9 protein-coding genes are annotated in these 13,936 nt (G+C 53.6%); 4 read left to right on the forward strand and 5 right to left on the reverse strand.

Translation table 11 applies throughout. The features are described from left to right. Position 1 precedes the first annotated feature (1 nt). Entirely contained in the window at positions 2-1,246 is a 1,245-nt protein-coding gene (locus D5366_RS07185; RefSeq protein ID WP_141492894.1) for a tetratricopeptide repeat protein, read from the forward strand. Between the two features lie 61 nt (positions 1,247-1,307). Here D5366_RS07185 and flgH read toward each other — a convergent pair whose 3' ends face one another. After that, positions 1,308-2,051: a flagellar basal body L-ring protein FlgH gene (flgH, locus tag D5366_RS07190; protein ID WP_141492895.1), complete on the reverse strand. Its 744-nt coding sequence runs from the start codon at positions 2,049-2,051 to the stop codon at positions 1,308-1,310. A gap of 213 nt (positions 2,052-2,264) precedes the next feature. Here flgH and D5366_RS07195 point away from each other — a divergent pair, with 213 nt between their 5' ends. Further along, complete coding sequence (locus tag D5366_RS07195) at positions 2,265-4,766, forward strand: mechanosensitive ion channel domain-containing protein (RefSeq protein ID WP_141492896.1); 2,502 nt, start codon at positions 2,265-2,267, stop codon at positions 4,764-4,766. Between the two features lie 74 nt (positions 4,767-4,840). Further along, positions 4,841-6,301: a carbohydrate porin gene (locus D5366_RS07200; RefSeq protein WP_141492897.1), complete on the forward strand. Its 1,461-nt coding sequence runs from the start codon at positions 4,841-4,843 to the stop codon at positions 6,299-6,301. 1 nt (position 6,302) lies between these two features. Here D5366_RS07200 and D5366_RS07205 read toward each other — a convergent pair whose 3' ends face one another. The 3 genes from D5366_RS07205 to D5366_RS07215 all read right to left on the reverse strand — a co-directional run bounded on the left by D5366_RS07205 (position 6,303) and on the right by D5366_RS07215 (position 9,882). After that, on the reverse strand, positions 6,303-7,196 hold the full coding sequence (locus tag D5366_RS07205) for an EamA family transporter (RefSeq protein ID WP_141492898.1): 894 nt from the start codon (positions 7,194-7,196) through the stop codon (positions 6,303-6,305). Positions 7,197-7,198: 2 nt separating this feature from the next. Beyond that, on the reverse strand, positions 7,199-9,256 hold the full coding sequence (gene parE / locus D5366_RS07210) for a DNA topoisomerase IV subunit B (RefSeq protein WP_141492899.1): 2,058 nt from the start codon (positions 9,254-9,256) through the stop codon (positions 7,199-7,201). A gap of 62 nt (positions 9,257-9,318) precedes the next feature. Further along, positions 9,319-9,882, reverse strand: coding sequence for a hypothetical protein (locus D5366_RS07215; protein ID WP_141492900.1), 564 nt, complete (start codon positions 9,880-9,882; stop codon positions 9,319-9,321). A gap of 321 nt (positions 9,883-10,203) precedes the next feature. On the opposite strand from D5366_RS07215, the gene D5366_RS07220 reads away from it, so the two are divergent. After that, positions 10,204-10,755 (forward strand): hypothetical protein, encoded by a 552-nt coding sequence (locus D5366_RS07220; RefSeq protein ID WP_373317494.1) that lies wholly within the window; start codon positions 10,204-10,206, stop codon positions 10,753-10,755. A 123-nt stretch (positions 10,756-10,878) separates the two neighbouring features. On the opposite strand, the gene D5366_RS07225 is transcribed toward D5366_RS07220, so the two are convergent. Next, a complete protein-coding gene (locus tag D5366_RS07225; protein ID WP_141492901.1) occupies positions 10,879-13,815 on the reverse strand; it encodes a TonB-dependent receptor domain-containing protein in 2,937 nt (978 codons plus the stop codon). Between the last annotated feature and the right edge of the window lie 121 nt (positions 13,816-13,936).

Raw genomic sequence — 13,936 nt, forward strand, 5'->3', positions numbered from 1 at the left:
CGTGTCTTTGTCCCTTAACCGCTTCAACCTTACCCGTAACTCGCTCATGGCCGGTAGTGCTGCCCTGAGTCTCGCGTTCTTTGGTACGGCTTCGGCTGCTGATGTCTTAGGGCAGGCCGTTGGTAAGGATCTGCAGCAGGCTCAGTCTGCCCTTGCATCCAAAGACTACGCAAAGGCCATGGCTGCAGTAGATGCTGCGGACGCTGTTAAGGGCAAGACCGAGTACGAAGCGTATACGACAGCTCAAATGCGCGCTGCCGTAGCCGCTCAGTCCGGTAATACTGCAGCTGCTCTTAAAGCTTATGATGTTTTAATTGATAGCTCACGCACACCAGCAGCTGCCAAAAGCCAGATGCTGATGGCGGAAGCCACAATGGCTTACTCTGCCAAGAACTACCCGCAAGCTATTCAGGCAACGGAACGCTACCTGAAGGACCACGGCTTGGATCCACGCATGCAGACAGTGCTCATTCAGAGCTACTACCTGCAAGGCGACTGGAAGGGCTGTGCCCAAGCTGCACAGAAGCAGGTTGATGCAACGATTGCAGCGGGCAAGGCTCCAGCTGAAAATCACTTGCAGATGCTGGCTACTGCCTACACAAATTTAAAAGATTCTGATGCCAAGGCACACACATACGTGCTGCTGGCTAAATATTATAATAAGCCTGATTACTGGGCTATGCTGATTCATGATCTGGTGGCCAATCCAAATCTTCAGCCGCCTCTCGTACTATATGTCGAGCGCCTGCGTCTTCAGACTGGTGTTTTGAAAGATCCATCTGACTTCCAGGACATGGGTGAGCGCGCTGTCCAAATGGGTCTCGCTCAGTTGGCGCTGAAGCTATTGGATCAGGGTTACGCGGATAAAATTCTGGGGGTCGGTCCGTCCGCACCAGCGACCGCGAAGTTCCATGCTTTCGTAGCGCAACGCGCTGCGACGGATCGGGCTCAATTGCCGCAAAGCACTGCCGCTGCAAAAACAGCGCCAAATGCAGGGCCAGCTCTAACCACTGGTTACAACCTTGTCCTGAACGGGCAGGCGGATGCTGGCTTGGACCTCATGAAAACCGGATTGGGTAAGAATCCTCGTTACCCGGATCTGGCAATTGTGGAGTATGGTATGGCTCAGATGGATGCCGGGCATAAAGCCGATGCTATCCAGACGTTCAATTCCATTAAGAACCCTGGCCCGGCACGTGATGTAGCAGCCCTCTGGGCGCTGCTGTTGTCACCCACGGCGCACTGATAAGTTTTTACTTTTCGGTTGTTGAAACCCCTTCCAGTCTGACTGGAGGGGGTTTTTTCGTTCAGAAGGGTAAGATTGCATCTAAAATCTGTTGTCCATACCGAGGTGTCTGCAAGCGGCTCAGAGTGCCTCTGCCACCGTAAGATATACGCGCTTCTGCCATACGATCATGCGTAACGGTATTATCCGCCGTAATATCTTGGGGGCGAACTATGCCGGAGACCCCTAGTTCTCTTAACTCGCTATCGACGCGCATTTCCTGCTTTCCCATAACGACAAAATTACCGTTAGGAAGAACCTGTGTAATAGTTCCGGCAAGTCGTAGCGTAACGGTTTCATTTCGTGCAATTTTCCCAGTCGCATTGTTGCCGCTGCTGCTATTTGTGGCGAGACTATTTGCCCCTGTTAGCGCATCAATTATTTTTCCTTTAATGCCAAAAAAGTTCGGAATACCAATTTTTTGGTTTCCGTCCCGTTGAGCGGTCGTTCCGTTATTGACTGAGGCATTATCTGTAATGTTGACGATAATGGTAATCAGGTCGCCCACTTGAGAGGCGCGCTGGTCTTTGAAGAAGGCCCTGCTTCCGCTGCGCCACAGGCTTGATGGCTCTTGAGAGGGCGGGTGAGGTGTAGGCATTGGCATGGAAACGGGCTGATAGTTTGCCGCTAACGTTGGGTCCGAAATAGTCGTCATACGAGGGGGGCGTCCGATTTCGGTTAAATCGTCAAGATTGCTGCACGCGCTCAAGAGCAGGGGTAACAGGCAGCATGCATGGTAAGGTTTGAAATTAGAAAAGTATTGCATTTGAAAACTCGTGGCTGGGACGCAGAACAGCAGAAAATCACGAGATATTTTAAGAAGAGGTTAAAATAGAACCCCTGAGGTGAACTCTGCGTTGAGAGTCGAGCGCAAAATTAATCTGAGCCTTTGAAGATTATGGTGGCTGAGCCAGCTTTTGCTAACCGCATCAATAATCTTCGGAACAGTTAGAAGGCAGTTCAACCGGGAGTTATCTTAATGGCGCCGAGCGTAGACAAGAATGCGGACCGAGCACCGCCGTATAAAGAACACAAAAGGCGAGGGCTCTCTCGCTTTTTTCTGGTGTTCGCAGCAAGCATGTTTTTGTTGCTGCAAGGTGGCATTGCACGGGCAGAAGCCCCGCCAGTACCGAGCCTAACACAAGAGCAGGCACAGCAATTGCTCGGGGTTCTCAATGACGATGCCAAAAGACGCGCATTCACGACGACGCTAAAAAATCTGGCTACAGCTCAAAGCGCTGGTGCAGTCCCGGGCGGTACGCCGGCGCCAGCAGCAAAAGCGCAGCCTGATAATCTTGGCAACCAGATGCTGGATAGCGTTGTTGCTTTTGGCCATGCGATTCAACATGAAGCACATGTACTCGTAGGCACGGTCGGAAATGTCCGGGCGCTGGGGGTTTGGCTTGTCGGAGTCATACACAACCCGGCTGCTCAGGCTCTGATTCTAAAGGTGCTCCTGCGTGTTGCAGCGCTTTTAGTTGTTGGTGGTGCTTTGTGTGCGCTCCTACGCATCCTGCTTAAAAAACCACGCCAAGCTCTAGCTGAGCGCGGGCAACTCAAAAATGCCCGGGAAGAGCGAGATGAGTGGCGCGAAGCCCGTGATGCACATAATGCGGCAGAAGCAACGCGCGAACAGAGCGATACGGTACGTTCCGCCAAAGAGGCAGAGCGCGATGAAGCTCAACGCGTACACCATCAAGGCTCTTGGTCTAAGCTAGTCCTTGCATTTAGACGTTTGCCCTTCGCATTTGGGCTATTCGTTTTGGACATTCTCCCGATTGCCATGTTCCCGTTGGCGGCTTTCCTCATTGAGGGCGTCGATACTGCGGGGGACAATGCGACTGGGGACGCTATTGAAGCTGTGGCATGGATTGGTTGTTTCGGTGCCTGTGGCTTTGTAGCGCTCATTCAGGCTTTGTTTGCTCCTCAGCATTCTTGGCGGCGTTTGCTCATCCTCGGCAATAAGGGGGCAGCATTCTGGTTCGGCTGGCTTAAGCGCCTTGGGACCACACTGGGCTTCGGTATTGCGGTGCTGACAGTTCTGTCTTCGGTTGGCATGCCTGAGGCTGTTGTTGGGGCATTGGGCAAACTGTTGGCTTTGCTACTGCACCTGCAAATTCTATTCATGATTTTGCGCGGACGCGCGCCGGTTTGGAAACTGTGCGAGCAAGCTGCGGCGCGTAGCCGGGTGCCAGGGATTATCCGTTTCGTCGGCCATGGTTGGTGGATTGCCGCAATCTTCTTCGATCTGGCCTTGTGGCTTGTTTGGGCGGCTGAGATCCATGGTGGTTACGCAACGATCACATCGCTGTTCCTCCGGACCTGCGTTGCTATCGCGTTAATACGTCTTGTAAGCATCATTGCTTACGGTGGAGTGGAGCGACTGTTCCGTCATTTGCCAGACTGGGCTTCACTTACGGAAGATGCCCAAACGCGAATTGGCCGCTATTATCCTGCAGCGCAGCATATTGTTACGATACTGCTTGCTGTTGTGACGGTTTTTGCGCTGTCTGTTGCGTGGGGTGCGCCCGTGCGTGAACTCTTCCAGCAAGGCGGTTTGGGGCAGCATATATTCTCGTCTGTACTGACTATACTTGTTGCGTTGTTGATCGGCGTGCTGGTGTGGGAAGTAGTCAGCGTTGCTACAGAGCGGCATTTGGACCGTTTGGTGAAGTCGGATGATGGTGTGGCCAAGGCTGCGCGTTTCCGTACCTTGCAACCAATGCTGCGCATTATTCTGCTCGTCGTTCTGTCAGCGGTAATTGGCTTGACGATTCTGTCAGAGATCGGCGTTAACACGGCCCCTCTGCTTGCCAGTGCATCCATTTTTGGTGTGGCTTTGGGTTTTGGTTCACAAAAACTAGTGCAAGATTTTATCAGCGGAATCTTTTTGCTGATGGAAAACGCGCTCACAGTTGGGGATGCTGTGACCTTGAGCGGGACTTACGGGGTGGTTGAGAAACTCTCCTTACGGACAGTCCACGTAAGGGCGAATGACGGGTCTATGAATATTTTCCCGTTCAGCTCCTTGAACCAGATTATAAATTATAACCGTGACTTTGCCCGGGCTATTATCGTGGCAGAGGTAGGCTACTCGGCGGATACAGACGATGTGGTTAAGGCTATTAACGACATTACTGCTGAAATGCGGGCTGATCCTGAGTTCAAAAACCTCATTATTGATGACTTCCAGATGTGGGGCGTTGATTCATTGAATGACTGGTCGGTCACGGTAAGGGGTACCTTGCCTACGACGACAGCGGGTCGTTGGCCGGTCCAGCGTCAATTTTATCGCCGCATGAAGAAGTGCTTCGAAGCACGTGGCATTGACATTCCTTTCCCAACCCGGACACTGGAAGTTTCCGGACTGGAGCGCTTGACGGATTACCGTGGTCCAAACGGTGAGACGCTTGGAATAGCACCCGCAAAGCCTGAAGGTGGTCAGGCTCAGGGTGCTGGGCCTGATACGAGCGATAATTAGGGGAGCGGCTGGCTGGGAGGCTTGGCCGAGATGTTCTGAACGTTTTGAGACCTGTCCCAGCTATCGCGTTGCTCATGGCATTTGCAGCCTTCGGGATTGCAAATGCCAAACCTCAATCCACAGATGGGCCCTCTCCTGCGACAGATACGGCCTCTGACCAGTCAGGTAGTCATACAGATGACCCTCTGCCGTCCCCTGGTGCGGCAGAGGCTTTGCCCAAAGCTTCAGCTTATGAGCGGGTCATCGGTAACTTTCCTGTTTCACCTTCCCTGTTTCCTATTGTAAATCAGCGCTCCGGCTGGCTCCGTCGCCACGGAACCATAGTGCAGTTTGATAACCTGAATGAGTTTATGGCTGCGGTCACAGCACCTACGCCGGGGCATGGTTATCGCCAAGGTTCCTCCAACGCCGGGCAATACGCGCTAAATGTCCTGACAGATTGGGACCGGCTTTTGGGCTGGTCCGGCTTTACGACCCATGCTGTTGTGGTAGGGCGTTACGGAACGACGGCTAACCGTATGTTTGGCGATTGGTTAGCGCATAGTCAGGAAACGTATGGCGGTGGCGGGAACGTCGTTGTCCATTTGGTTATGGCGTATGGCGAGCAGCATTTGCTTGAAGACCGGTTGGCTATAGCGGCTGGGCGCATGGCGCAGCTATCCGACTTCGCTACGGGTTCTTTGTTCTGTACGTTCATGAATAATAGTTTCTGCGGGCGCCCTAAGGGGGCATCTGACAGTATCTATTACAGTTCTTATCCATCTTCCGTATGGGCCGCGCGTGTCCGTTTTCGTCCTTTGCGGCGGGACATATATGTCCAGACAGGTGTGTATTTTGCCGAGGAAGGAATTTTCTCGCCTGCAAGAAACCGCTCGGGCTTTCATTTGAGCGGAGCCTATCACGTAGGGGAAATTTTTCCGGTTGAGGTGGGCTGGCAGCCTAATTTTCGGCGGCGCTCCGGCGAAGTGGCATTTCCGGGGCATTACAAGCTCGGTTTTGCAGTTGAAAGGGTCACGCGCGACGAAAACTTCTTGGATAGTTTGGGTAACCCCTATTCCGAGAGCGGCTTTTCGGCAGCGCGGAGCAATGGTTCTTGGTCCAGTTGGTTCTTAATGGATCAGCGCCTATGGACCTCACGCAAGCACACAAAAACAGGTCTTTCCTTGCTTGCTGGTGCGGTTTTGAACTCGCCAAAAACGGCATTGAGAGACCGTCAGTTTTACGCAGGGTTGATTCTGAATGGTTTCTGGACCAGTCGTCCATCGGACACGATTGGTTTAGCCTTTTCGTATATGCATATTGCTAATGGCGTTCAGAAAACCGAAGAGCGTCTGCTGATGCAGAATAAGCCGCTGCCCTATCGTGCAACAGGCGTGCAGACTGACGCTGAAGTGATTGAGCTGAACTATGGCTTCCCGATCGGTCGTGCAATAACGATGGAGCCGGACATCCAATACTATCATCATCCGAACGGACAACGGAACTTACGCGATGCGGTGATGCTCGGGTTCCGGAGTCACGTCGAAATCTTCTGATTTAGTGATGCGTATTGCGCGGGCTTGTTAAGACGTTACCTGCGGATGCTGTAACAATGCACAGCACGCCTACCCAGCGGGCGCTGGACAAATTTTCACCCAAGAAAAGAAGGCCAGATATAGCGCCCAGCATGGGCTCCATGCTGAGCAATATGCCTAAGTCGCGCGGTTTGAGGCGGCGCATGGCCATCATATCAAGGATGTAAGGGACGGCTGAGGAGAGCACGGCAACACTCAACGCAGCTCCGCCCTGCCATGGATGTGTGGCGATAAGTGGAAGCGTTGGGATAAGGCAGGGTAGTAGAATAATGCCAGCTGTGCTCATGCCAAGTGTCGTTGCAAGGCCAGCAGGCAGGGTGCGGCCAATGCGCGTGCCCGTCAAAATATAAACAATCCAGCCGCAGCCGCTCAGCAGGGCTGCTGCAATGCCAACGGGGTCTAGGCTGTGCAGGTTGCCATGCGCGGCGCTCTCAGGGCGCAGTAGAAGGTAAAGGCCGAGAATAACAAAGCTCGCCCAGCAGAGATCAAGAACCCTGCGTGAGCCTGTGAGGGCAAGGGTCAAAGGGCCTGTAAATTCCAAGGCAACCACAATGCCGAGAGGCAGTCGTACCAGTGCTATGTAAAAGCAGAAATTCATGACGGCGATTGAAAGACCGTAAGGTAAAAGCAGCATCAGGGTCTTTTTGTTCAGCTGTCCGGGCAGTGGTCTCCAGATTGTTAACAAAATCAGTGCGGCCAAACAGACGCGCAGTCCCACCATACCGGAGGGGCCAAAAAGCGGGAAAAGCCCTTTAGCCAGTGTCGCACCGATCTGGAAAGAGGAAATGCCCCCTATAAGGAGGCCGACGGCCTTGAGTTGGGTATAACGCTCAGGGGGTTGGGGAGGCGTTGTCATGATCAGACGTCGAGGTTTTCAACGCTACGCGCGTGTTCCTGAATGAAGCGGAAGCGTAGTTCAGGCTTGCGGCCCATCAGGCTTTCGACACGTTCGCTGGTGTGGTGGCGTTCCTCAGGTGGAGCAACGACGCGCAGGAGTGTTCTGCGGGCGGGGTCCATTGTGGTTTGCTTCAGGTCTTTTACCGGCATTTCTCCCAGACCTTTAAAGCGCGATACTTCAACCTTCGCGTTAGGCTTAAAGTCGCTCCGAATACGGCGCTCGCGGTCCATGTCGTCCATCGCGTATATGGTTTTTGCGCCATGCGTTAAGCGGTAGAGCGGAGGCTGCGCGAGGTGCAGGTGGCCATAACGGATCAGGTCAGGCATTTCGCGGTAGAAGAAGGTCATGAGCAGCGACGCGATATGAGCGCCGTCCACGTCAGCATCCGTCATGATAATGACGCGTCCGTAGCGAAGGCGGCTTACGTCAAAGCTCTGACCAATGCCGCACCCCAATGCTTCAGTCAGGTCTCTAAGTTCTTGGTTAGCGCGTAATTTGTCTGCGGTAGCGGAGGCCACGTTCAGAATTTTACCGCGCAACGGTAGGACCGCCTGTGTTTCACGATCGCGAGCTTGACGTGCTGATCCGCCAGCAGACTCACCCTCGACAAGAAACAGTTCGGTTTCGGCGGCATTTTCACGGGTGCAATCCGTAAGCTTACCCGGTAAGCGCAGCTTACGTGTCGCGCTCTTACGCGCGGTTTCTTTGACTTCGCGTCGCCGCAGGCGGTCCTCCGCACGTTCGATCATGAACGCCAAAAGGTTGTCGGCCTGTTGGGGATTGCCGCCCAGCCAGTGGTCAATACGGTCACGCAGTGCACCTTCGACGAGGCGCGTGGCTTCCTGCGTTGTCAACTTGTCTTTCGTTTGCCCTTGGAATTGGGGGTCACGAATGAAGACGGACAGTTTGGCTGCTACGGCCCCAAGCACGTCTTCTGCGGTAATGGCTGCAGCACGCTTATTCTTGCGCTGGTCACCCCATGCGCGAAAACCTTTTACAAGTGCCGCTCTAAAGCCTGCCTCATGCGTGCCGCCTTGGGGGGTTGGAATAGTGTTGCAGTAAGAGGCAAGGGCCGAGGTCCCGCTCTCTAAGAACGCTACGGCCCATTCAACACGCCCTCCGGTACGTCCATCAGCGGCGATAGGGAGTTCTGCTTCTCCAGCCCAGTATGGGGAAAGTAGGGAAGGATTTTCTCCCAAGTCTGCAGCAAGGGCATCTTCCAAGCCGTTCGGAAATTGGATGAGTGCTTCAGTGGGGGTGTTGTCGTCCGCTTTGATGAGGTTTGGTTCACACCGCCACTGGATAGTAACGCCGCGAAAGAGAGCCGCTTTTGATTTACACAGACGAAAAAGCCGCGCTGGAGAAAAATGGTGTGATCCAAAAATCTGTGGGTCAGGCGCAAAGCGTATAGTGGTGCCTCGGCGATTAGGGGCATTTCCTACGGGAGCAAGCGGCGCAAGCGGTAACCCACGGGAGAAGTCCTGCCGATATAATATGCGGTCCCGGGCAACCTCGACCTCAAGCTTATCCGAGAGCGCATTAACGACGGAACTGCCGACGCCGTGTAGGCCGCCTGAGGTATCATAAGCTTTGCCCGAGAATTTTCCGCCCGCATGAAGGGTCGTGAAAATGACCTCAAGGGCAGACTTATCCGGGAATTTGGGGTGTGGATCGACGGGAATACCACGGCCATTATCGCGGACCATGAGTTGTGTCGCGCTCTCAAGCCGCATTTCGATAATGCTGGCGTGGCCTGCGACAGCTTCGTCCATCGCATTGTCGAGTATTTCTGAAGCAAGGTGATGGTAGGCATTATCATCCGTACCACCGATATACATACCCGGCCTACGTCGGACAGGTTCCAGCCCTTCAAGGACTTCAATATCTTGTGCATCGTAATTAGGCGCAGCAGATGCGCTGTTGGACGTACCCGCTGCTTTAGGGGCCTGTCCGCGGCCGCGTCCACGGCCTCGTGATTCTGAAGTGCCGTTCTGGCGTGACTCGAACAAATCGCTCATTAGAGCGTTGTCGCTGCGCAGCCCTCACACGTCAAGCATTGCGAGGGGCTGCGCTAAAGAAATTAGCCTTTATGGCTGCGGCGGTGAGTGCTGGACTTTGATTCGCCATGGCGGGAGTGACGGTCTACGGTCGCTGCGGGTGCGGAGCAGGTTTCGTAGGATGCTGGTTGCGCTACGTCTTTCGCTTCAGCGTAGTGAGCGAGATCGGAGGCGGTTTGCAGAGCAGCTGTTTCGTCAAACATCGCTTCGCGCTGTTCACAGAAAACAGTACCTGACTTTAATCCGCCGAGGGACTGGATATCTGCTAATTGTGTGACGTAATCGTCATGAGCAGCTTGGGCGCGGCGGCCATAAGTATCGCGGAAATACGTGTTCAGGCGTGTTTCAGCGTCGAGCAGTGCAGGGCGAAACTTAGCAACAAAAGCATTGTAGCGGTCCTGCGTTTTGCAAGACAGAGCCGTAACCATGAGTTCAGACTTAAGGCCGGCAACGTCAAACGCTTCATGTGCAGGTGAATTATTGCAATCCGCAGCGAAGGTTTGGGTTGGCCCTGCAATGAGGGCTGTAGCGAGCGCTAAGCCAGTGCATGTTTTGAATAGTAGAGAACGTCGGAAAATCGAGGGCATTCACTCACTCCACGAGGTCAAGGCACTGACGGTTTTGAGCCATCATCTGAATGTGCAGCGCAGTAGCCTGAAAAGAGTTTTTCAACAAGAAACTTTACGGGTTTTTAGTCGCTACAGACTGTTTGTGTGTGGACCATGACTTCGTGGCGGAAAAGCGGCAAATTTCCTGCAATTTGTTTTCTTTTTACGGATTGATAAAAATTGTTCTGCGAAAGGCTAAGAGCGTAGCTCTGGCCCTTTCGCTGGGCGATTTACTGCTCTACATGCGGGGAAGCTACAGAGGTGTAGTTTCTAAATGTGTGAATCGTACCGGAGGTAAGTGTGCGCTTGCGAGGTTCTGCCATTTCTTTGGGTTCGGCCTGTGCGGTCGCCCTGTTGTTAGCGGGCTGTGCCCAAACACCGCTGGTTCAGCGTTCGGTTGCGCCTAATCCGTTCGGTTACCAGAAGGTATCGGCTGTATGTCACGTCTCGCCCGTCACTACGGCAGCAGATGGTAGCATGACAGTCACGATGGCTGTGCGGAGTGATGATGGGCTTTGTGCGTTGGCTGTGCAGCAACCCGGCGGTGGCAACTACACATCATTTGGTGTGAATCCTGCTCCGTCCCACGGTAAGGCCTTCTTGTATAACTACAACGGCCAGACTTACATCGATTACACGCCTGCTACATCTTATGTTGGCTCCGATAGCTTCACCGCTGAGCTGATTACAGCTTCTGGCGGCAAGCGTGATCATCTGACCGTCAAGGCGACGGTTGATGCTACGGGTGTTACGGTTACGGCACCTACGCCGCCTACAACTGCCAAGGCTGCAACGCCTGCAGCAAAGAAGGCTGCGCCTGTGCGTCATACACGTGCACACCGCAAGCACTAAGACGTTTTAAGTCTGCTTTGCAAAAGAGCCGGTTGGGTTTTACCCAGCCGGTTTTTTTTGTGTCTTACGCATAAAAAAAGCCCTCCGTGAGGAGGGCTTTTCGTAGGTGCTTGGCTTCTGGAATTAGAAGTTCAAGCCAGCTTGCAGGAAGAATGTACGACCGTACATGAAGCCACCGTACTGAGCTGTATTGGTGTTCGTTGCGGCATCAACCAAGAAGGGGGGCTTCTTGTTGTTGATGTTTTGGATACCACCGGTGAACGCCCATTTGTTCCAAGAATAATCGAAGGAAATGTCGTTCTGGACCATGGCTGGGGTGCTAATACGTGCATTGCCGTTAGCAACGATGTCGTTCGTACCGTTATTCCAACGCATGCCGCTGGTGTACTGCATCATGTAGTTCACTGCGAAGTGACCATGCTGCCATGTCAGCGTAGCGTAATCGCGTGTGATTGGCTGACCGCTGCCACCTTGGTAGAAGATGGAGCCCAGGAAGTCATAGTACTGGCCACCAGGCGTCTGTTGTTGCTTGTAGGTCAGCAGGCGCTGGAAGTTGTTGTCAACGATCAGAGTGTCGTGTGGTGATACGCGGAAGCGATAGTTTGTATCCCAGTCGATACCACTTTCGATCATCGTGCCGATGTTCTGGTCCACAGCAGAGACTGTAGCGATCTGGCCGTTAGAAGAACGGACGACGTTGCTGCACTGTGCTGTGTCTGTTCCGGTGTAGCACGAGTCAACAATGTACTGCGTGCCAAGCGAACCGATCATGCCGTTAACGGTGTAGTGCCAGAATTCAGCAGATGTTGACAGGCCTGGGATCCAGTGAGGCGTCAGGACGGCACCGAATGTGTATGTACGACCTGTTTCCGGGTGAAGCTTGGAGTTACCGCCTGTGATGGTCGGGATCTGGCCGCTACCAGCCTGCTGGAAGGTCGCTGTGTTAATGCCACGAGCCGCACAGTTAGCGGTTACAGCATTGGCCAATGCGCCGTAGCTGCTTGCCTGAGCACATGGGTCCGTAGCAGCGTTGAAGCTGATTGCTTGGCCACCGTATGATTCATACACGTTAGGCTGACGGAAAGATGTACCGATTGTACCGCGGAAGCGAATGTCTTGCGTTGGAGCCCAGTTGATACCGGCTTTCCAGTTCTTCGCGTTACCGAACGTGTTGTAAGAAGAGTAACGGCCCTGCACGTCGATCGAGAGATCATGTGCCAGCATCGCGTTCTTCAGCAGCTGGACGTGAGCCTGAGCGTAACCTTCGGAAACGTTGAAGCCACCGCCTGTTGGAGCAACTGGGTTGCCGAACGTGTTGCCTTCTTGAACCATTGGGTCAGGCGTTTGTGTCAGCTGCTCGCCACGGTGTTCCATACCAAGGGCGATACCGAGGTCACCACCGTTGGCCCATGGCATTTGCACAACGTGGTTGTTGTGAATACGCAGGTTCAGGTCACGCAACTGGTACGTTGTGTGCGCGCGTGAGGTGTAGTTGCCGTACGCTGCGGCTTCTTTTGACAAAGGTTCCAGAGCGCTGCTCTGAACGCAGCCTGTGTAACCTGCGCAGGAGTTAGGGTTGTAAGAGTAGGTTGTGTTCGGGTCAGACAAGTCGGAGAGGTTGCTTGGGACCAGTCCAAATTCGCGCATGGTGTTGAGGTAGTTGCCAACGCCGCGCGTTTGGATTGTGTCTTGGCTCTTACCATAGGTGTAGGACAGGTCGTACATCCACTGGTGAACGATCTCGCCTTGAACGCCAAGCTTACCCGTGAATGTATCAAGGGCTGTCGTTGTGCGGCGGTTGCCGTACTCGGTCAGGCGGCGATACAGGGTTGCGTCTTCACCCGTCAGATTGCCGGGGTAGTTAGCTGGTACGTAGATGCTTGTAGGCACAGACGCGATTGGCTGCGCAGCCATAAAGGTGCTGCTTGTCTTGTGGCCGTATTGTGCATTTCCGTAGAAATCGAAATGCTTGTTCAGCTCGTAATGTGTATCTGCGGTGAGGTTTGAATCCTGCAGAGCATTTACGAGAGATTGTTCTTGGCCGAAGTTATAGCGCTTGCCGTCATAGGTCGTGCTCTGGCCGTTTGCGATAGAATACTGGTTGCCAGATGTATTGCCGATCAGGAAGCCTGATGGCGTGATGCTAGAACCGTAACGTACGCTGCTGGCAGAAGCAGGGTTGTTGCTTTGAGGTGTGGCTGCCCATGCGCGGTTACGCTGCATTATGCCGCCTTGCGTCATGTACGAACCAAACAGCGTCAGGTTGCCCTTGCCGTGGTCAAAGTTCCAGCCTTTGTAACCAGAGATTTGGCCGACAGGGTTATCACCATAGCCGGTGATGGATCCCTTGATCGTGATGTTTGCGTCGTTCAGGTCATGACGGAGCTTGATGTTTACAACGCCGGAAACAGCGTCTGCACCGTAAAGCTCAGAGCCGCCATCCTTCAGGATTTCGACGCTTGCAACTTGCTGCAGAGGAATTGCGTTCAGATCGACGCAGTTTGAATCGCCGTTAAGCGTTGTACGCTTACCGTCAATCAGAACGAGAACGCGATTCTGCCCAAGGTTACGCAGGTCAAGGCAGGATGCGCCACCCGTGCCGTTGGTCTGCGTGTTGTAGGTGCCGGAAGAACCGACAGATGGCAGGCGCTGGAAGAACTCGCTCAGAGTGCTAGCACCGGTGTTCTGAATTTGCTTTGCTGTAACGATTTGTACAGGGTTTGCGCTGGTGTTACGTGCTGTGCTGAGCGCAGAACCTGTTACAATGACGTTTTCGACGCTATGGTCAACAAACGCCGGGACCGCCATACGTGCTGGACGAGCCGCAGCATAATGCTGAACTGGGGCCGCAGCGCGTTGTGGTGTAGCAGCGACTGCGGCTGGCGCAATAGCTGGCTTTTTTACTTTTTTAGCGGCGCTATGTGCTGCGTGCTTGTGTGCCGTAGCTGCTTGAGCGACGGACGGAGCTGCTGCGCAAACGGCGCTAAATGCCAGTACACTTGCGCTCAGCAGAAGCGCGTGATGGCGGTGCCGTAATTTAAACGATGTCGTTGCAGGCATCAGTATATCCGGTTGCAATAATGTGGGTCAGTCGCAAAACGACTGATAGAACAGGGTGCGGGTAACAAAACCGCAATGTTCTGACATTAACGCAACAAAACATCACCGCAATGGTGTTATG

The organism is Neokomagataea tanensis, assembly GCF_006542335.1.
In the GTDB taxonomy this organism is placed as follows: Bacteria; Pseudomonadota; Alphaproteobacteria; order Acetobacterales; family Acetobacteraceae; genus Gluconobacter; species Gluconobacter tanensis.

Coding starts and splice junctions, on each gene's coding strand:
- flgH (WP_141492895.1), bottom strand. CDS start 2,051: ATGCAATACTTTTCTAATTTCAAACCTTACCATGCATGCTGCCTGTTA.
- D5366_RS07225 (WP_141492901.1), bottom strand. CDS start 13,815: ATGCCTGCAACGACATCGTTTAAATTACGGCACCGCCATCACGCGCTT.
- parE (WP_141492899.1), bottom strand. CDS start 9,256: ATGAGCGATTTGTTCGAGTCACGCCAGAACGGCACTTCAGAATCACGA.
- D5366_RS07215 (WP_141492900.1), bottom strand. CDS start 9,882: ATGCCCTCGATTTTCCGACGTTCTCTACTATTCAAAACATGCACTGGC.
- D5366_RS07200 (WP_141492897.1), top strand. CDS start 4,841: ATGGCATTTGCAGCCTTCGGGATTGCAAATGCCAAACCTCAATCCACA.
- D5366_RS07205 (WP_141492898.1), bottom strand. CDS start 7,196: ATGACAACGCCTCCCCAACCCCCTGAGCGTTATACCCAACTCAAGGCC.
- D5366_RS07195 (WP_141492896.1), top strand. CDS start 2,265: ATGGCGCCGAGCGTAGACAAGAATGCGGACCGAGCACCGCCGTATAAA.